The sequence below is a fragment of the Corynebacterium ulceribovis DSM 45146 genome (genome assembly GCF_000372445.1).
Classification (GTDB): Bacteria; Actinomycetota; Actinomycetes; order Mycobacteriales; family Mycobacteriaceae; genus Corynebacterium; species Corynebacterium ulceribovis.
Window position 1 is genome coordinate 40,761 of sequence record NZ_AQUY01000004.1, and the last position, 19,198, is coordinate 59,958.

Annotated in this window: 18 protein-coding genes and 2 tRNA genes; 10 read left to right on the forward strand and 10 right to left on the reverse strand. The window is 57.4% G+C overall.

Annotation, left to right across the window (positions count from 1 at the left end; genetic code table 11):
* Positions 1–18 precede the first annotated feature (18 nt).
* From A3EC_RS0110035 to rpmH, 8 genes are all read right to left on the reverse strand, one after another.
* Positions 19–1,206, reverse strand: a complete 1,188-nt coding sequence (locus tag A3EC_RS0110035) for a ParB/RepB/Spo0J family partition protein (RefSeq protein ID WP_018025058.1) — start codon at positions 1,204–1,206, stop codon at positions 19–21.
* Between the two features lie 21 nt (positions 1,207–1,227).
* Positions 1,228–2,154: a ParA family protein gene (locus A3EC_RS0110040; protein ID WP_018025059.1), complete on the reverse strand. Its 927-nt coding sequence runs from the start codon at positions 2,152–2,154 to the stop codon at positions 1,228–1,230.
* Positions 2,155–2,466: 312 nt separating this feature from the next.
* Positions 2,467–3,096, reverse strand: coding sequence for a 16S rRNA (guanine(527)-N(7))-methyltransferase RsmG (rsmG, locus tag A3EC_RS0110045; RefSeq protein WP_026162402.1), 630 nt, complete (start codon positions 3,094–3,096; stop codon positions 2,467–2,469).
* Positions 3,097–3,303: 207 nt separating this feature from the next.
* Positions 3,304–3,798 (reverse strand): Jag family protein, encoded by a 495-nt coding sequence (locus tag A3EC_RS0110050; RefSeq protein WP_018025061.1) that lies wholly within the window; start codon positions 3,796–3,798, stop codon positions 3,304–3,306.
* Positions 3,799–3,917: 119 nt separating this feature from the next.
* Entirely contained in the window at positions 3,918–4,976 is a 1,059-nt protein-coding gene (gene yidC, locus A3EC_RS0110055; protein ID WP_018025062.1) for a membrane protein insertase YidC, read from the reverse strand.
* Positions 4,977–5,103: 127 nt separating this feature from the next.
* Positions 5,104–5,406, reverse strand: coding sequence for a membrane protein insertion efficiency factor YidD (gene yidD / locus A3EC_RS12815; protein ID WP_083880026.1), 303 nt, complete (start codon positions 5,404–5,406; stop codon positions 5,104–5,106).
* Positions 5,384–5,770, reverse strand: a complete 387-nt coding sequence (rnpA, locus tag A3EC_RS0110060) for a ribonuclease P protein component (protein ID WP_018025063.1) — start codon at positions 5,768–5,770, stop codon at positions 5,384–5,386. Before rnpA ends, yidD begins: the two co-directional genes overlap by 23 nt.
* 23 nt (positions 5,771–5,793) lie before the next feature.
* Positions 5,794–5,931, reverse strand: a complete 138-nt coding sequence (rpmH, locus tag A3EC_RS0110065) for a 50S ribosomal protein L34 (RefSeq protein ID WP_026162403.1) — start codon at positions 5,929–5,931, stop codon at positions 5,794–5,796.
* A 697-nt stretch (positions 5,932–6,628) separates the two neighbouring features.
* Here rpmH and dnaA point away from each other — a divergent pair.
* From dnaA to A3EC_RS0110095, 6 genes are all read left to right on the forward strand, one after another.
* Positions 6,629–8,359, forward strand: a complete 1,731-nt coding sequence (dnaA, locus tag A3EC_RS0110070) for a chromosomal replication initiator protein DnaA (protein ID WP_018025065.1) — start codon at positions 6,629–6,631, stop codon at positions 8,357–8,359.
* A 710-nt stretch (positions 8,360–9,069) separates the two neighbouring features.
* Positions 9,070–10,263 carry a DNA polymerase III subunit beta gene (gene dnaN / locus A3EC_RS0110075; protein WP_026162404.1) on the forward strand — a complete coding sequence of 398 codons (1,194 nt, stop codon included), beginning with the start codon at positions 9,070–9,072 and terminating at the stop codon, positions 10,261–10,263.
* Positions 10,264–10,275: 12 nt separating this feature from the next.
* Positions 10,276–11,505, forward strand: coding sequence for a DNA replication/repair protein RecF (gene recF, locus A3EC_RS0110080; RefSeq protein WP_018025067.1), 1,230 nt, complete (start codon positions 10,276–10,278; stop codon positions 11,503–11,505).
* A complete protein-coding gene (locus A3EC_RS0110085; protein WP_018025068.1) occupies positions 11,498–12,103 on the forward strand; it encodes a DciA family protein in 606 nt (201 codons plus the stop codon). The genes recF and A3EC_RS0110085 overlap by 8 nt, the downstream gene beginning before the upstream one ends.
* A gap of 97 nt (positions 12,104–12,200) precedes the next feature.
* Entirely contained in the window at positions 12,201–14,294 is a 2,094-nt protein-coding gene (gene gyrB, locus A3EC_RS0110090) for a DNA topoisomerase (ATP-hydrolyzing) subunit B (RefSeq protein WP_425386775.1), read from the forward strand.
* Between the two features lie 13 nt (positions 14,295–14,307).
* Positions 14,308–15,216: an alpha/beta fold hydrolase gene (locus tag A3EC_RS0110095; RefSeq protein WP_018025070.1), complete on the forward strand. Its 909-nt coding sequence runs from the start codon at positions 14,308–14,310 to the stop codon at positions 15,214–15,216.
* On the opposite strand, the gene A3EC_RS0110100 is transcribed toward A3EC_RS0110095, so the two are convergent.
* Together A3EC_RS0110100 and A3EC_RS0110105 are read right to left on the reverse strand one after the other, a co-directional pair.
* Positions 15,213–15,452, reverse strand: a complete 240-nt coding sequence (locus A3EC_RS0110100; protein WP_018025071.1) for a hypothetical protein — start codon at positions 15,450–15,452, stop codon at positions 15,213–15,215. The two genes, A3EC_RS0110095 and A3EC_RS0110100, sit on opposite strands and share 4 nt — an antisense overlap.
* A gap of 28 nt (positions 15,453–15,480) precedes the next feature.
* On the reverse strand, positions 15,481–15,690 hold the full coding sequence (locus tag A3EC_RS0110105; RefSeq protein ID WP_026162406.1) for a hypothetical protein: 210 nt from the start codon (positions 15,688–15,690) through the stop codon (positions 15,481–15,483).
* 149 nt (positions 15,691–15,839) lie between these two features.
* Between A3EC_RS0110105 and gyrA the strand changes: the two genes are divergently transcribed.
* From gyrA to A3EC_RS0110125, 4 genes are all read left to right on the forward strand, one after another.
* Positions 15,840–18,359: a DNA gyrase subunit A gene (gene gyrA / locus A3EC_RS0110110; RefSeq protein WP_018025073.1), complete on the forward strand. Its 2,520-nt coding sequence runs from the start codon at positions 15,840–15,842 to the stop codon at positions 18,357–18,359.
* Positions 18,360–18,363: 4 nt separating this feature from the next.
* Positions 18,364–18,726, forward strand: coding sequence for a DUF3566 domain-containing protein (locus A3EC_RS0110115; protein ID WP_018025074.1), 363 nt, complete (start codon positions 18,364–18,366; stop codon positions 18,724–18,726).
* Positions 18,727–18,821: 95 nt separating this feature from the next.
* A tRNA-Ile gene (locus tag A3EC_RS0110120) sits at positions 18,822–18,898 on the forward strand.
* 13 nt (positions 18,899–18,911) lie between these two features.
* Positions 18,912–18,984: transfer RNA gene (locus A3EC_RS0110125), tRNA-Ala, on the forward strand.
* Positions 18,985–19,198 lie beyond the last annotated feature (214 nt).

Genomic DNA, 19,198 nt, shown 5'->3' on the forward strand with positions numbered 1-19,198 from the left:
GGGAGTACGTGCTGCAGGCTAGTTCGTGTCGTCCGCTGGCTGGCCGAGTAGGTCCATGAGGCGGTCGAGGTCGGAGAGGTCTCCGAATTCGAGCACGATCTTGCCCTTCTTTTTACCCATTGTGACGCTGACTTTGGTGTCGAATGCGTCAGAAAGTCGGTTTGCGAAGGCGCCCAGCTGCGGTGGTTGGGCAGCAGGGGTCCGCTTTGCGGGCTGAATACGCCCTGAGCCGTTGTTCAGCAGGGTGACAGCTTCCTCTGTCGCGCGGACGGACAGGCCTTCCTGGACGATTCTGGACGCCAAATGCTCCTGGTCTGCCGTCCCGGTCTTCAACCCCAGCAGCGCTCGGGCATGACCAGCGGACAACACCCCGGCGGCTACACGACGTTGCACCGGAACTGGTAGCTGCAGCAGACGAATAGTGTTCGTAATTACTGGCCGTGACCTGCCCAGACGGTCCGCGAGCTCGGCCTGAGTGACGCCGAATTCTTCCAAGAGCTGCTGGTAAGCTGCCGCCTCCTCGAGGGGAGTGAGCTGCACGCGGTGGATGTTTTCCAACAACGCATCGCGCAGCAGATGTTCTTCTTCGGTCTCCCGGACGATTGCCGGAATAGCGTCCAGCCCGGCTTGCTGCGACGCCCGCCAGCGCCGCTCACCCATAATCAGCTCATAGCGCCCACCAACTGGCCGCACCACAATCGGTTGCAGCAGGCCGAACTCTTTAATGGAGTGCGCGAGTTCAGCGAGTGCTTCCGGTTCGAAGGTGTCGCGGGGCTGCTTCGGGTTGGGGGAGATGAGTTCGAGCGGCACTTCTTGGAAGGTGGCGCCGAATTCATTTGTTTCGGTAGGCGGGTGGGCATCCGTTGGCTGCGACGCGGGAGATTTTTCCTCCGAGTCCTTTGGTGTGCGGGCCGGTGCGCTTCCAGTCCCCGATTCGGTTGGCTTTTGGTTGCTGTCATCGGCGTCGGGCTTTTTGACGAAAGCCGGCGGCGTTTGACCTTTTTCGGCATTTTCACGCTTGTCGCTCGGTGGGCTAGCACTAACGTCACTTTCGTCACTGTGACGTTGTTTGCGCGGGCCGCCGAGAATGATGTCGGCGGCATCGTTGGTTAACCGTGGTCCACTTGGTGATGTTGCCGCTGGAATCAATGACGCGAGTCCACGGCCGAGGCCACCACGCTGAGAGTTACTTCGTTTGGTGTTCAATCTTCTATCATTCTGTTCTCGTTAGGATTCCTGCGGTGCGACGCCAACTACGCCGGACTCGTCGTTTGGCAGGTAGTCCCCTCGGGTGTGGAATTCTTTGGCAGCACGCATATATGCCATCGCTCCGGTTGAACCCGGGTCGTAGGTCATAATGGTTTGTCCATAGCTCGGAGCTTCCGCAACTTTCACGGACCGTGGGATCTTGGTGCGGAGGACAGCGTCTTGGAAGAAGCCTTGGACTTCACGTGCAACTTGGTCGGAAAGCTTGGTGCGGCCGTCATACATGGTGAGCAGAATGCCGGAAATGTGTAGTTGGGCATTCAACCCTTGGCGAATGAGGTTAACGTTCGTCAGCAACTGGCTGACGCCCTCGAGTGCGTAGTACTCACACTGAATTGGGATGATGAGTTCGCGGCCGGCGGTCATTGCGTTGATCGTGAGCAGACCGAGGGATGGTGGACAGTCAACGATGACGTAGTCGTATCCGTGCTCTTCGACGAACTCATCTGAGATAGCATCTGCGAGTCGATGTTCTCGACGCTCCATGCCGACCAATTCAATCTCGGAGCCAGCTAAGTCAATGGTTGCTGGGATACAAAAGATATTTGGCGACTCAGTGCTTGGCTGCGCCGCTTCTTCCGGGGTGACTTCGCCCAGCAAAAGTTCGTACACCGATGTAGTCCCCGAGCTATGCTCGACGCCTAGGGCAGTGGATGCATTGCCCTGAGGGTCCATGTCAATGACGAGCACTTTCAGTCCATGGAGTGCGAGTGCGACAGCGAAGTTGACTGTTGTCGTAGTTTTACCGACACCACCCTTTTGGTTCGCGATGGTCACAAACCGTGGCTGTGCCGGTCGCGGCAAGGTCAGTCCGGATGGGTTTCGAACTTCGGCGGCGTGACGAGCGGCAGCTGCAATTGGAGTTTCGGCCCAGTCATTATCGGCCATTTAGACACCTTTCCAGGGAATTGGCGGCACATGCTGGCGATGTTTCACGTGAAACATTCAAACTCAGCGACTACCTATTTAATCTAGTACGAACTTACGAATAATCACACCGCCACCAAGCCGATGCTTTGAATTTGTGAACGTTTCACGTGAAACACTGCGAACCTTGCCCAGCCCGTTCCGCATGATTCAGTCGCCGTCGTCTTTGTTTCACGTGAAACATTCGGAGACAGTTGGCTGAGCGCTAGACAGCTGTCCTCGCCCCCGACCGATGCAATGTTTCACGTGAAACATTCCTCGGCTCGGCCCCTATTACTTCTTGGCAATGTCGATAATGAAGGTTGGCTCTTCTACATAGCTCGGAGCCACTTCGGTGACCTTCGCATTGCGTCCCCCAAACTTCTTCACTAACGCAGCATCCCGTTCGACTTCTTCTGCGACGGAGTCCCCCTTCATAGCGAGCATGTGACCGCCTGAGCGGAGCAAGGGGAGGGACCATTCCGCAAGTCGCCCCAGTGGAGCCACGGCACGACTTGTAATCACGTCGCTGTTACCCGCCACTGCGGCGACATCTTTACTCTCTGCGCGTCCCCGCAAGACGGTGACATTCTCCAGCCCGAGTTCCTGAACAACCTCGGATAGGTAAGTGGTGCGTCGCAGCGCCGACTCCACCAAAGTGATTTTCAGATCCGGTCGAACGATTGCCAGTGGAATGCCGGGCAGCCCAGCGCCGGATCCGATGTCCACTACTGACGCATCCTCCGGCATCAATTCCGCAACCGCGACACAGTTAAGAATGTGCCGTTCCCATAGCCGCGGCACTTCCCGCGGCCCAATAATCCCGCGCACTGACGCAACCGTCGCAAGCGAGTCATGATACTTCTTCAGCTTGTCAGCAGCCACAGGGAACTCAATATCTACTGCCGGAGGGGGAGGGGACATCAGCGACAGAATCGTCACAGTGTCACCTGCCCGCACCGCATCCACTATTGGTTCATCTAGCTCACGTTCGCCATGAGCTTCGGCACGCGAGCCCAAGTCTGGGCCGCGCAACTGATTGGGATCAACCATCTACTTCTTCCTCAATTCAAACAAGAGAATGTTTCACGTGAAACATCGCCGTTCCACCGGCGTCCACGCATGTAATTACTAGCGGGTAATTTCCTCATCCGAGGTTAGAATGAGATGCCGCGACGGACCAAGTCCCTCACTATGGGAAGAAACCCCATCCAGCGTTCCCACAAAGTCATGCGCCACCTTGCGTTCAAACGGAGTCATCGGCCGCAGATTCTGATTCAAACCCGTCGTTCGCAACTCATCGGCCGCCCACGCTACCTCCCGCTCAACATCCCGTTTGACACCTTCACGCCAACCCAGCACATCCAACATGATGTCCGAGCGCTCACCAATCCTGTGCGCAACTGCCAGCCGGACAATGGTCTGCAGCGCCTCGAGCGTCTTACCCTCTTCACCAACGAAGCGCTCTAAGTCCTCGCCGCCAACCAATTCGACGAAAGCACGCTCACCAGAGACCCCGAACTCTAAGTCACCGTCAAAATCCAGAATATCGAGCAGCGCTTCGAGATAGTCAGCGCCGACGCTGCCTTCCGCTTCCAGCTCTGCAATTGACCGACTGTCCGACATGGTTGCCTCCTGAGTTCTACTCCCACAAGTCTAGACAAAGCAGGCATACAAAAACCCGCCAGCGTTTCATCTCATGTGAAACGGCTGGCGGGTTAGTCCCGGTGAAGGTGGGGCAGTGGCTAGGACTCCGGTTGGTCCTTGTGTTCCTTGCTCTCACGCAGCTGCTCGATAGCGCTCTTCTTGCGCTCAGCGCGGGAGGCCTTCTTTGGGTTGTTCGGCCGCACGCCTGGCTTCGGTGCCAACTTCTGGCGGGCTTCCCGAGCCTGCGTCTTCTCTGCTTCCGCTTCCTCAACCTCTTCGCGGTCAACGATGCCGAAGATAATCTTCTGCTGGAAGTAGGTCCAGATGTTCGACGTGGTCATGTAGACCAGCAGACCAACGTGCCACAAGAAACCGGTCGCCAGAATCATCAGCGGCATGAACCACAGCATCATCTTGTTCATCATGCCGGTCATCGCTTCTTGCTGCTGCGCCATCATGTCATCAGCTGCAGGCGCCGGCACCAAGCCAGCTGCCTTACGGTTCTTCTGGCGCGCAATGCTGATCCGGGCGTTCATGTGAATCGCGAACGCGGAGAAAACCATCAGCGGCACAGTAACAAGCGCAATGTCAGTTCGGGTGAAGTCCACATCACCGTTGGCGGAGAACGCCGGGTACATTTCCGAACCCATCGACAGGTAGCCCGACAGTGGGGCACCGAAGAGGCGGGCGTCTAGGAAGGACTGCACGTCCGTCGCCGAGAACATGTAGTTAGCGGTTTCGCGGTTCTGCTCGAAGCTCAGACCAAGCTGCCCGCGGCCAGTACCGGTGCGGTTGAACATTCGTAGCACGTGGAACAGACCGAAGAACACCGGAATCTGAACCAGCATCGGCACACAGCCGGCGAGCGTACTCACGCCCTCTTTCTGCTGAATGGCCTTGCGCTCTTGGTTGAGCTTCATTGGGTCATTCTTGTACTTGCGCTGCAGTTCCTTCATCTGCGGCGCAATCTTCTGCATCTTCCGCATGGAACGCATCTGCTTCAGCGATGGGAAGAACAGCAATCCACGGACAGTAAACACCAGCAGGATAATGGACAGCGCCCAGGTGATACCCAGGTCCTTATCCATCACCAGGCCGAGCGCTTCGCGCCAGAACCACATGATGGCCGAGATCGGCCAGTAAACAAAGTTGAGCACGGTGGGGTAGAGCTCCTTACAGATTTTCAGGTCAGGTGGTCACCGGGTACCACCGAACTTCATTACCAGTCAATAGGGTATACGCAGCTCGCGGGCGGTGGTTAACCGCCGCCCCGCGTTATCGGGGCTATCGAACTGGGTCCCAGCCTCCGGGATGCCACGGACCACACTTAGATAAACGTATGAGGGCCATGATAGTTCCGCGGACCGCGCCATACTTGGTGACCGCGCCGATGGCGTAACTACTGCAGGTTGGTTCGAACCGGCAGGTGGGGCTCCCTTTCATTGGCGACAGGACGCGTTGGTAAAACCGCAGCGCTGCTAGTGCGCCGCGTTGCAAAAGACTTGGGCGTATTGACGTATTGGCCGCCGGTTTTTCGTGGCCACAGCTGACTTGGTGGTCGTGACTATGCTTCTGGTGTCCGCACATCGAAGGCCCCCTTCTTGCGCAGCGAAGCTAGAGCAGAACGCAGGTCCGCTTCAATATCAGCGGATTCGGCGGTCGCTGATGCAGCAAGCGCGCGGACTACGATGTCGCTGTGCGGTGGCACGTCGGCCATAAACGTCATTAAGCAATGGCGAAGCCGTCGGGATACTCGGTGGCGAACCACGGCATTACCGACGGCTTTAGACACAATCAGCCCGAACCGAGGTCCACCGGTGCGTACCGGAGTCAGTTCAGGCTGGTGAGTGTAAGCATGCATCACGATGGTCTTCCGACCAGCGCGTTTCCCCTTCTTTACGACGCGGCTAAAGTTCGCCGAACCGGAAAGCTTGTGTGGAGCGGGCAGCATGTAAGCCCTTGGTTTCGCTTAGATTAAGCGGACAGACGTGCGCGGCCCTTGTGGCGGCGAGCTGCAATCACAGCGCGGCCGGAGCGGGTACGCATACGGGTACGGAAGCCGTGAACCTTGGCACGACGGCGGTTGTTTGGCTGGAAAGTGCGCTTCGACACAGAAAACTCCTGAATGACAGGACTCGTAGCCACCGGCGACAACGGGTTGCCCAAAGCAACGCTGCTGTCAGCGTAGTAACCATCAAGTCCATTGACGATGGTAAAACTCGGCCCAAGCAGAATGTGGTCCTGCGGAGGAATCCGAGTCACCCGCGCGGCGCTTGAGCAGTGCAACCTGCCAAGAGCTTGACAACGAGTGAGAACACCCGGCCGACAAAACGGCTGGCGTGTGTAGACGATCACAGGCTACTAAATAGGGCGAATAGAGACAAATTAGGTGTTTAGCTAGTCGGTAAATTACAGTGGTGAGATTATTTCCGACACGCCGAATTGAAATCCCACATCTAGCGGCATAAATGTGCCTGGGAGTTGAGTGGGCTAGTTTTCGCTGCTAACCTTTGGGATCCCTGACGGAACCGGAGCAGCGAAGGTTTTTATCCCCAGTCCTGTGGACAACAACTGCTCGAATTCGCTTGGAAGATGGCGATAATTCCACATCTATGCAGGTCAGCTAGCCTGAATTGCCTAAACCTAGGCCAATGCAGCAGATGTGCATAAGCTGTGGAAGAATCAACCATCTGCCGTTGTCCACACCTGTGGATAACATTGTGGATCAACAGGCCACACCCACTTCTGGGATGTGGACTGGGCAGTGAATAAAATTTTTCGAACTACGACTAGGTGGAGGCAAAGCGACGTGCTCAACGGTTCCGCCGACTTCAGCGAGATCTGGAATGAAGTAGTCGCAAAGCTTTCCGCGGCTGAAAGCGCTTCCGGTGCCAGCATCCTCACTCAGCAACAAAAGGCGATCCTCGCGCTCATCCAACCGATGGGTCTGCTCAATGGAATTATGGTGCTCGCCGTCCCAAGCGAGTACGCCAAAAACGTCGTCGAATCCCAGCTGACTGACCAGTTGGTAGCCGAGCTCGGGGAGAAACTAAACCAAAGCGTCACTTTGGCTATTAGTGTCGATGTGAATTTGGCGGAAACTCCGACTGAATCCGAAGACGACGAGTCGCACAGCATCACCCCGCAATACGCAGGACCGACAACGGGCGCCAGCACAGGACCAAGCCAGGCGGGTGCTCAACACGGTCAGTTCCAGCCTGGACCTCGGTCCCCGCAGCGTTCGATGCAGGAGCCACAGCAGCAGTTCGGTGTCGGAACCCACCAGCAGCATGCACTGTCTTTTGGCGGCGATGCCTCGGACCAGCACGCATCTGGTTGGTCGACCATGGTGGCGCCATTTCAGCAGGACAATGCCCACCAGCAATCTGTGCTGCAACAGTCCCAGCAGCCAGCGCCTCCAGTGCAACGCCCAGGTACTGCCCGCACACCAACGCTGGCCGGCGGTTTCGCTCGTCGGGAATCCGTGGCTCCACAAACCGCTACCGAGCCGAACCTGAACCCGAAGTACACCTTCGATTCCTTCGTTACTGGTTCCTCTAACCGCTTTGCGTGGGCGGCAGCGGTTGCAGTAGCGGAAGCGCCGGCAAAGGCTTATAACCCACTGTTCATTTCCGGTGGTTCGGGTCTGGGCAAGACCCACCTGTTGCACGCCACCGGCACCTACGCCGCGAGCCTCTACCACGGCATTCGGGTCAAGTACGTCTCTAGTGAAGAGTTCACGAACGACTACATCAACTCGGTGCGTGATGACCGCCAGGAATCGTTTAAGCAGCGCTACCGCAATCTGGACATTCTGATTGTCGATGACATCCAGTTCTTGGAGGGCAAGGAAGGTACTCAGGAAGAGTTCTTCCATACGTTTAACGCGCTCTACCAGGCGAATAAGCAGATTGTCTTGTCTTCGGACCGGCCGCCGAAGCAGTTGACCACGCTGGAAGATCGTCTCCGGACCCGTTTCGAAATGGGTTTGATTACGGACATTCAGCCGCCGGATCTGGAAACGCGAATTGCGATTTTGTCGAAGAAGGCCCAGATTGACGCGATTGAGGTTCCATATGAGGTCCTCGAGCTGATTGCGTCTCGGTTTAGTTCGTCGATTCGTGAGCTCGAAGGTGCGCTGATTCGCGTGGCTGCTTATGCGTCTTTGTCGGGTCAGGCGATTGACCTCAATAGCGCTGAGCATGCGATTCGGGATTTGCTGCCGGCGGAAGAGGACATTGAAATCACCGAGGACATCATCATTGCGATGACCGCGGAGTATTTCGGTCTGACTCTGGATGAGCTGTGTGGTCCGGGTAAGACTCGTCCGATTGCCCATGCCCGCCAGGTGTCGATGTATCTGTGCCGTGAACTGACTGATTTGTCACTTCCGAAGATTGGTCAGGCTTTTGGCAAGCGCGACCACACCACGGTCATGTATGCCGAGCGCAAGATTCGCAAGGAGATGGCGGAGCGTCAGCGTACTTATGACCAGGTGCAGGAGTTGACTTCTCGGATTAAGTCCAGGTCCCGCAGTTAGGTTTTCCCGCCTTAAAAACAGTGCTTTTTGACGCCTAGGTGCTCAGCCTAGGCGTTTTTTTGATCGCATCTCGCTGCTTTTCTCTGGTTATCCCCAGGCTTATCCACACGTGTGTAATTACACTCATGTAACTCATCTGACGTGCACGTTTAGCCCGTCAATTCGCCGTAGCAGAGGCCTTTTCAGGCGTAGTTGTGCACAGTCCCGCGCTATAGCCGTAGAGGAGATTCCGGTAGCTGGTGCCATGCCCGGAACCGAATAGCCCATCCGAGGACTCTTTACCCCCGTGCTACTTTTGTGTTTCCGCAGGTCAGATCATTCTCACGGGCTGTGGATAACTGTGGATGCGCGGTGTACTGATTGCCCAAAACGGTGATCAGAATTGTGGATGAAACTAGCACCGAAAATTCATCCACATTTGGCCCTTGGTTGTCCACACATTGTGCACAGGCGATCGCACACAAAAATTATCCACAGGACGTGCGCAGATCCCTGGTTATCCACAGATTGCACAACACCTATTGCTGTTACCAGTTAATTACCAAGATCTAAGTACATAGAGTTAGGGCCTGTGCACATCCGCCTCGACAAAGCGAATTACAAGAATCCGAAAAACTGCCCCACCGAACTGTTGTAATTTCATGGGCTGCGCCGGTGCACTAGAGTGGGGTCGAATCACAGAACTCGAAGAAACGACAAGCGGAGACAACATGCAGCACAATGATGTGAGCTTCCGGGCGCCAAAGAACGAGCTAGCGGACGCAGTCAGCTGGGTCGCACGTAGCTTGCCCGCCCGTCCAGCACAGGCGATTCTTCGCGGCATGGTGATCACCGCCGACGACAATGGATTGGAACTTGCTGGTTACGACTACGAAGTCTCCACTCAGGTGCGCATCCCTGCCGAAGTCGCTGAAATCGGACGCTTTGCCGTCAACGGCAAGCTCTTCGCGGAAATCATCGCCAAGCTGCCAAATAAGCCGATCGACGTCACAGTTGACGGTTCCCGAGCCAAGGTTGCTTGTGGTTCTTCCAAGTTCGATCTGCCGTTGATGAACCTGGACGACTACCCGCAGCTTCCATCCGTTCCCGCGGTTACCGGCACCATTGACCCGAACCTCTTTACCGAGGCCATCGGCCAGGTCGCAGTTGCAGCTGGTCGCGATGAAACGTTGCCGATGCTCACGGGCATTCGCATGGAGGTCGAAGGCAAGCAGGTCGTTTTGGCTGCTACCGACCGTTTTCGTCTCGCTGTCCGCTCCTTCGAGTGGGATCCAGCGCAGGACGATGTGCAGGCGGCACTTCTGATTCCTTCAAAGACGCTGTCAGAGACCGCCCGCACCTTGGACACTTCCAGCTCTGAGCCAGTTCAGTTCGCAGTGGGTACCGGTTCTGCCGAGGAAATCGGCTCCGATGGTCTGCTTGGTATCGTCGACCGTCAGCGCCAGACCACCACCCGGCTCCTCGATGCGGAATTCCCGAAGTTCCGCCCGCTGCTGCCGAAAACCCACAGCGCAATCGCGACAATTGAGATTCAGCCGCTGCTGGACGCTATTCAGCGTGTGGCGCTGCTGGCGGACCGTTCCGCGCAGATTCGGATGAACTTCAGCGACGGTCAAGTTGAACTTTCTGCCGGTGGTGCCGAAGAAGGTTCCGCCCAGGAAGTCGTGCCATGTGCATTCGTCGGCGAAGACTCGCTGATGATTGCCTTCAACTACGGCTACCTTAAGGATGGCCTGTCCGCTGTGCACACGCCACGGGTGGTCATTGGCTTCACACAGCCGTCGCGTCCGGCGATTTTGATTCCAGAACCGGAAGAGCTGCCAGAAGCGGACGCTGATGGTAATTTCCCAACCCCGGAAACCGACTTCACCTACCTGCTGATGCCGGTGCGCCTGCCAGGTTAAGCCGGAGGATTTATGCATCTGAGCCGGCTACAACTGACTAATTTCCGGTCGTGGCCCGAGCTTGACATCGAATTGGCACCGGGAATCACGGTATTTACCGGTCCGAATGGCAACGGGAAAACCAATATCGTCGAAGCTGTCGGCTACTTGGCGTCATTGTCCAGCCATCGCGTCTCAGCAGATAGCGCTGTCGTGCGGGCCGGGGAGAACGCTGCCCGGGTGTCGGCAACCGCGGTCAATCATGGCCGCGAATTAACCGCCCACCTGCTGATTCAGGCACACCGCGCGAATCAAGCGCAGCTAAATCGCACTCGATTGAAGTCCGCACGCGGCCTGCTCGGTGTGGTCCGGACCGTGCTGTTTTCCCCGGAAGATTTGGAACTAGTTCGCGGCGAACCGGCGCAGCGCCGCAAGTTTTTGGATGAGCTGATCGCTACCCGTCGCCCAGCCTTTGCTGGAGTCACCGCGGACTACGACAAGGTATTGCGGCAGCGCAATGCCTTGTTGAAAACAGCGCAGTTGCCGCTGCGTCGTGGTTACGGCAGTGCGGAAGGTGCCGCCGCGCTGGCTACTTTGGATGTGTGGGATAGCCAGTTGGCGCAGTTCGGTGGCCAGATTATCGCCGCCCGCTTGGCCATCATCGCCGAGCTCATGCCCCAGGTCACCGAGGCATATGCGGGGTTGGCACCATCGTCACGGCCGGCGACAGTGCAGTACCAATCGACGCTTGGCGACGAATTGGTGCCCGATGTTGAGATTATGGAAGCACTCATGCTGACGCAGTTGGCTGAGGGGCGGCAAAAGGACATCGATCGTGGCAGTACTTTGGTCGGGCCGCACCGCGACGATTTGCAATTGATTTTGGGGGATCAACCAGCGAAAGGGTTCGCTTCCCACGGCGAAAGTTGGTCGTTTGCGTTGGCGCTGCGGCTGGCGTCATTTCGGTTGCAGCTGACGGACAATATTGTGCCGGTGTTGGTGCTGGATGATGTGTTTGCTGAGTTAGATCGGCACCGCCGGGAGCAGCTTATTGCGCTGACAAAGGACGCTGAGCAGGTACTTATTACTTCTGCGGTAGGGGAGGAGCTTCCCGAAGCCCTAGTGGGAAGTACGGTTCATCGCCATCATGTCACCATGACGGGGCAAGGCAATGACAGGCGGTCGTTGCTGGACGCACCACAGGATGCATCACTGGACATGCCAACGGATGCCTCCGCTGAAGTGAGCGACGTTGATGAGTGACGCAGACCAACCAGCGCACAGCACTGAACACAGCCCTGGGCAGAACACCGAGCAGGATGTTGAGCAAGACATGGTGGCCGACACCTTTAACCGAATGCGCAAAGCTGCTGCTCGAGGTGGCCGCAAGCCTCCGCCGTTGCTAAAAAACCGGAGACCACGGCCCCAACCCGTCATGAAGCAAAATAATGAAACCTACCTACGGCTGACCGGCAACCCTAACCTGCAACTTTTCACCAAACGACCGCGGCGGACGCATCGTTTTGGGGACATTTTGAAGCAGGAGATTGAAAACCGCGGCTGGAATCGGGTCATTGTTGAGGGGTGGATCGTCTCGAACTGGGACAAGGTGGTCGGGACGCAGGTCGCCAAGCACAGTCGGGTGTTTCAGTTCAAGGACACCTCCGTTTTTGTGAAATGTGATTCGACGGCCTGGGCCACACAGCTGCGGTATATGACTCGCAACATGCTGGATGTCATCGCGGCTGAAGTCGGCGAGGGCGTGGTGACGGAAATCAAAATTTTCGGGCCGGATGCGCCGAGCTGGCGAAAAGGTCCACTGCATGTGAAGGGTCGTGGGCCTCGCGACACCTACGGATAAGCCGTTATGCAGGCATAACTTACGGAAATGGAATTTAAGGACACTGAGTTACCCACCTAAGGGGGACCACACGGTAAGATGGGAAGGTGTCCCAGCGGTGAAACAGACCGCTGTTTTGTTAAAGGAGTCGGGTAAACAAGTGTCCGCTAGCGAAAAGAACTATGGTGCCGAGTCAATCACAATCCTCGAGGGATTGGAGGCGGTCCGTAAGCGTCCGGGCATGTACATCGGCTCTACTGGCGAACGCGGCCTGCACCACCTGGTGTGGGAAGTTGTTGACAACTCCGTTGACGAAGCGATGGCAGGCTACGCCAACGAAGTCAACGTCACTCTGCTGGAAGACGGTGGTGTGGAAGTTGTCGATAATGGCCGTGGTATTCCAGTAGAAATGCACCCAACCGGCGCACCAACTGTGCAGGTTGTCATGACGCAGCTGCACGCCGGCGGTAAGTTCGACTCCGATTCCTACGCAGTGTCGGGTGGTCTGCACGGTGTCGGTATTTCTGTGGTGAACGCCCTGTCCACCCGCATGGAAACCACCATTCTGCGTGATGGCCACCAGTGGCAGCAGAACTTCAACTACGCCGTGCCGGAAGAACTGATCCAGGGCAAGCGTGCCCGTGGCACCGGTACCACCCAGCGCTTCTGGGCTGACCCAGATATTTTCGAAACCACCGATTTCAACTTCGAGACCATTGCGCGGCGTCTGCAGGAAATGGCATTCCTGAATAAGGGCCTGACCATCACCCTGACTGACGAGCGTGTCTCCGAAGAAGAGCTGGAGCAGGAAGAGCTGGCGGAGCAGGCTGGCACCGAAACCGCAGAACTGGCCAAGTCCAAGGAAGAACAGGACCAGGAAGAAGCGGCGAAGCCAAAGGCGAAGTCCGGCGAGAAGAAGGTGCGCCGCAAGGTGTTCCACTACGCCGAAGGTCTGATTGACTACGTCAAGACCCTGAACAAGACCAAGACGCAGCTGCACCCATCGATTATCGGTTTCGATGTCGAAGGCGATGGCCACGAAGTGGAAATCGCAATGCAGTGGAACACTGGCTACAGCCAGTCGGTGCACACCTTCGCCAACACCATTAACACCATCGAAGGTGGTACCCACGAGGAAGGTTTCCGCTCTGCGCTGACCTCCCTGATGAACCGCTACGCCCGTGACCACAACTTGCTGAAGGAAAAGGAAGACAACCTCACCGGCGATGACTGCCGTGAAGGCTTGTCTGCCGTCGTGTCGGTGCGTGTTGCGGACCCACAGTTCGAGGGCCAGACCAAAACCAAGCTGGGCAACAGCGAAATCAAGGGTTTTGTCCAGCGCATGACCAATGAGCACGTTGGTCACTGGTTGGAGGCCAACCCAGCTGAGGCCAAGACCATCATCGAAAAGGCGAAGGCATCGGCGTCGGCTCGACTGGCTGCCCGTAACGCCCGCGAAATGGTGCGCCGCAAATCTGCCTCTGACCTGGGCGGACTGCCAGGTAAGCTGGCTGACTGCCGCTCGAAGGACCCAGCGAAGTCCGAACTGTACATCGTGGAGGGTGACTCCGCAGGCGGCTCGGCGAAGTCCGGCCGTGACTCCATGTACCAGGCCATTCTGCCGCTGCGCGGCAAGATCCTGAACGTGGAGAAGGCCCGCCTGGATAAGGTGCTGAAGAATGCGGAAGTGCAGGCGATTATTACTGCGCTGGGCACCGGCATCCATGAAGAGTTTGACGTGTCCAAGCTGCGCTACCACAAGATTGTCATCATGGCCGACGCCGACGTTGACGGTCAGCACATTGCAACGCTGCTGCTCACGCTGCTGTACCGCCTGATGCGCCCACTGATTGAAGACGGTTACGTCTACTTGGCACAGCCACCGCTGTACAAGCTGAAGTGGTCGAAGGGTAAGCCAGATTTCGCCTTCTCCGACGCCGAACGCGACGAGGAGCTGGAGCGTGGTCTGTCGGAGGGTCGCAAGATCAACATCGATGACGGTATCCAGCGCTACAAGGGTCTGGGCGAGATGAATGCGAAGGAACTGTGGGAAACCACCATGGACCCTTCAGTGCGTGTGCTTCGCCGAGTTGAGCTGATTGACGCCCAGCGCGCTGACGAATTGTTTAGCATTCTGATGGGCGATGACGTTGTCGCCCGCCGCTCGTTCATCACTCGTAACGCGAAGGACGTGCGGTTCCTCGACATCTAGGAACCAGAGCTGTATGCGTCTTCACCCAGTCACTTTGCCGGATGATTCCATTTCGGATATTCGGCTTTTTGACGAACACAACCCAGACATCGCGGCGCCCAATCCGTCGCAAAGCGGAAAACCCCTGATCGCGGTGTGGCCAGGCTGGGGGATGGGCGCGCGCTACTACGACCCGCTCTGTGCAGAGCTGGCGTGGCGCGGCTACCCAGTGATTTCTGGGGAATTGCGAGGTCAAGGCAGCAATACTGCACGGGCTACTCGCAGCCACCAGTGGGGCTACCACCACATGGCGTCGCAGGATTTTCCGCTGAGTATCCAAGCGGCAAAGCGGGAACTCGGCCTGGCACCGGAGCATCCGGTGGTGCTGGTGTGTCACTCGATGAGCGGGCAGATTGCCACGCTGCTGCTGGCGCGAGAAGCCAGCGCCGAGCACACCCAAAACCTGAATATTGTCACCGTGTTGGGTGTGGGGGCCGGTGCACCGTACTTCCCGGCGTTTCCTGGGAAAGCTGGCAGCCGACTGCGGTGGGGCTCGCTAGTGATGGCGAAAGTCGCTGGGGTGCTGGGCTTTTGGCCGGACGGTAAGTGGGATATCGCCGGATATGGTCGCCAATCTGGGACGCATGTGCAGGAATGGGCGCATTTTGCGCAGACCGCACAGCTGGAGAATCTGCTGGATGAAGACATCGATTACCGGCAGGCGAAGAAACGAGTGCGCACACCAATTGTGCTGACGCGCTGCGTTGACGATGAAGACTGTCCATTGGATTCGGCGCGCTACCTAGCGGACACCGTGCCGCAGGCAAAAGTGTCAATTGAGCAGCTCAATGTGCATTTGGGCCATAACCGGTGGGCGCGGGTGCCGGAAGCGGTGGCGAATCGCATTGAGGAGCTGTGTGCGGCGCATGCCGCGGGTGACTAAATAACCGCAATCACAACTTTCGCGAATACTTCATTGCCTGCCTGCAGTGGTCTTAACTGTCGGCAGGCATTGTTGATCTGGCGGTTGCGGTCTGCCTCAGAGCGGAACAGGGGCACCCCGCCGAAATGGGCGGTGGTCAACGACGCAATCATGACGAGCGCCGGCAGGGAACGCACTGAGGTACCGAGTTCGTCAGCAACAGCATCGGCCAAGGTCAGCAGGTCTTCAGAGGTCATAGTTCACCAAACTTAGTGGGGCAGTGGCCTACTTGTGCGTCCGAACCCGTTCATCGAGTGCGCGGTAGGTCGGTACCTGCGCCCGAGCAAGTTCCCGCAATTCTGAGGTGCGCACGAGACGTGCGGCGTTATCGATAATTGCGCGGGTGGCAGCTTCCTGTTTTGAGATGCCTTGTGCAGAAGCAAGCAGCGCCAGGGCGGCGTCTTGTTCGGGAGTCAGTCGGAGTGTCATGGCCATGTCTCATACGCTAACAAGAAACCAGGGCATCAGATACCACTGTGGTATCAAGAGAGGGCTCCACAACGTCAATAAGCCCCTTCAACGGCCGTAACCCCCATCCAACCGGTAGGATGGGGCTGTTAACAGCCATTAGAAAGAGGCCTGTGATGAGCAACGGGGACGACACCCTATTTGACAAGGTCAATCCAATTGACATCAACGACGAAATGCAGAAGTCGTATATCGACTACGCAATGTCGGTGATTGTTGGTCGTGCCTTGCCGGAAGTGCGCGACGGCATGAAGCCGGTGCACCGCCGAATTTTGTACGCCATGTTCGACAACGGCTACCGCCCAGACCGCAGTTATGTGAAGTCTGCAAAGCCAGTGGCCGACACCATGGGTAACTACCACCCACACGGTGACAGCGCGATTTACGACACCTTGGTGCGTATGGCGCAGCCATGGTCGATGCGCTACCCGCTGGTCGACGGCCAGGGTAACTTCGGTTCCCGCGGTGACGACGGCCCGGCAGCAATGCGTTATACCGAGTCGCGACTGACGCCAATCGCCATGGAAATGGTGCGCGATATCCGCGAAAACTCCGTGGATTTCCAGCCGAACTACGACGGTAAAACCACCGAACCTGTGGTGCTGCCATCGCGGGTGCCGAACCTGCTGATGAACGGCTCCAACGGTATTGCCGTCGGTATGGCCACGAAGATTCCGCCACATAACCTGCGCGAAATCGCCGCCGCCGTGTCCTGGTGCCTGGATAACCCAGACGCGGACGACGCCGCCACCCTCGAAGCGGTCATGGAACGGATTCCGGGACCGGACTTCCCAACCTCCGGCATGATTGTTGGCACCTCCGGCATTAAGGATGCGTACACCACCGGCCGTGGTTCCATCCGCATGCGCGGTGTCACCGAAATTGAAGAAGAAGGCTCGCGGCAAACCATTGTCATTACCGAGCTGCCGTATGAAGTGAACCCGGACCGCATGATTGCCAACATTGCGGAGCAGGTGCGCGACGGCCGCCTCGCGGGTATTGCGAAGATTGAGGATGAATCCTCCGACCGTGTCGGTATGCGCATTGTGGTGACGCTCAAGCGCGACGCCGTGCCACGTGTGGTGCTGAACAACCTGTACAAGCACTCGCAGCTGCAGACCACCTTCGGCTGCAACATGCTGTCCATCGTCGACGGTGTGCCACGTACCCTGCGCATTGACCAGATGGTGCGCCTGTACACCAAGCACCAGATTGACGTTATTGTTCGCCGTACCCAGTACAAGCTGGACGAAGCCGAAAAGCGTGCCCACATTCTGCGCGGTTTGGTCAAGGCGCTGGACATGCTGGACGAGGTCATTGCCCTGATTCGCCGGTCGCCGACCGTCGACGAGGCACGCACCGGCCTGATGGCGCTTTTGGACGTTGATGAAGTGCAAGCCGATGCCATTTTGGCGATGCAGCTGCGCCGCCTGGCTGCACTAGAACGCCAGAAGATCATCGACGAACTGGCCGAAATCGAACGCACCATCGCTGACCTGAAGGACATTCTGGCCCGCCCAGAACGCCAGCGTGCGATTGTCAAAGATGAGCTGAATGAAATCGCCGACAAGTTCGGCGATGACCGACGCACCCAGATTGTGGCTGCCAGCGGCGATGTCACCGAAGAAGACCTGATTGCGCGAGAGAACGTCGTAGTGACGATTACCTCCACCGGCTATGCCAAGCGCACCAAGGTTGATTCCTACCGCAACCAGCGACGTGGCGGTAAAGGCGTGCGCGGCGCGGAACTGAAGCAGGACGATGTGGTGCGGCACTTCTTCGTCTGCTCCACCCACGACTGGCTGCTGATTTTCACCAACCGCGGCCGTGTGTACCGCATGAAGACCTATGAACTGCCGGAAGCGTCGCGTGCGGCTCGTGGACAGCACATGGCGAACCTGCTCGAGTTCGAGCCAGGCGAGCGGATTGCCGGTGTGCTGCAGATTCAGTCCTACGAGGACGCGCCATACCTGGTGTTGGCAACAGCATCCGGCAAGGTGAAGAAGTCCCGTCTGATTGACTACGACTCCACTCGTTCCCGCGGTCTGATTGCCATCAACTTGGCAGAAGGTGACCAGCTGGTCGCTGCCCGCCTGTGCGACGCCGATTCGGAACTGCTGCTGGTGTCCGAGGAAGGCCAAGCCATCCGCTTCGCCGCTACCGATGAAGCGCTGCGCCCAATGGGCCGGGCGACCTCAGGTGTGCTGGGTATGCGCTTTAAGGGCGATGACCAGCTGCTGGCCATGGTTGTCGTGGAAGACAACAAGGACTTGCTGGTGGCCACTACAGGCGGCTACGGCAAGCGCACCCCGCTGAAGGAGTACACCACCCAGAACCGTGGCGGCCAGGGCGTATTGACGTTGCGTTACGACAAGAACCGTGGCCGACTCATGGGCGCCATTGTCGTGGAAGCGGACGATGAAATCCTCGCGATTACTTCCGCCGGCGATGTCATCCGCACCACCGTGGGTGAGATTCGGACCACCTCGCGTGCTACTAAGGGCGTGCGGTTGGTTAACTTGGCCAAGGGACAGACGCTGCTGGCGATTGACCGCAACGTCGAAGATGAAGGCGAAGAGACCGCAGAAAAGGTCTCCGAAACCGGCACCCTGGATGCAGCTAAGGACGAGGAGTAACTAGATGGCAGCGACAACTGTGACCATTAGGCGCATCGACCCGATGTCGACGCTAAAAGTGGCGGCACTGGTCAATGTGGTGCTGTTCCTCATTTGGATGGTGGCAGTTGCGCTGCTGTACCTAGTTATGGGCGGTGTTGGCATCTGGGACAGCATTAACGGCATGGTCGGGGACCTGGAAGGGTCCACGATTGGCGCCGGAACTGTGCTCCTAAGTGCGGGTTTGGTAGGCCTGGTCAACATCGTGCTAATGTCTGCGTTAGCTGTTATCGGGGCGTTGGTCTACAACGCAGTTGCGGCCCTCATTGGAGGGGTGGAGCTGTCGCTTGGAGGCCCAGATGCTCCGGTTGCAGAGGCTGCTGAGTAACACTTGCACAGTGTTGGCAAAGGTTACGAGAAAGCGCTTTAACCAGGCGATTTGGTGAAAATCAGGTTAACGGGTTAAGTTATATCTCGGTTCCAGGGCCTATAGCTCAGGCGGTTAGAGCACTTCGCTGATAACGAAGGGGTCGGAGGTTCAAGTCCTCCTAGGCCCACCATGGAACTGAATAAGGGGCTGTAGCTCAATTGGTAGAGCATCTGCTTTGCAAGCAGAAGGTCAGGGGTTCGATTCCCCTCAGCTCCACAAATTCCTCCCAGGTCGGAAACGGCCTGGGAGTTTTTGCATTTCCCCGACTGGTGGAAGCTAGGGCAGTGCGTTGTGACAGATTTTAGGTGGAACTCGGAGCACTACACCCGTACCGAGGCGGGATAGCGACACAAGGATCGTTCAACGATTCCTATTTGAACAGGTAGAACGCAGGTCAGCAGCGAAATGAGTAGCTCGCATGCTGTACCCC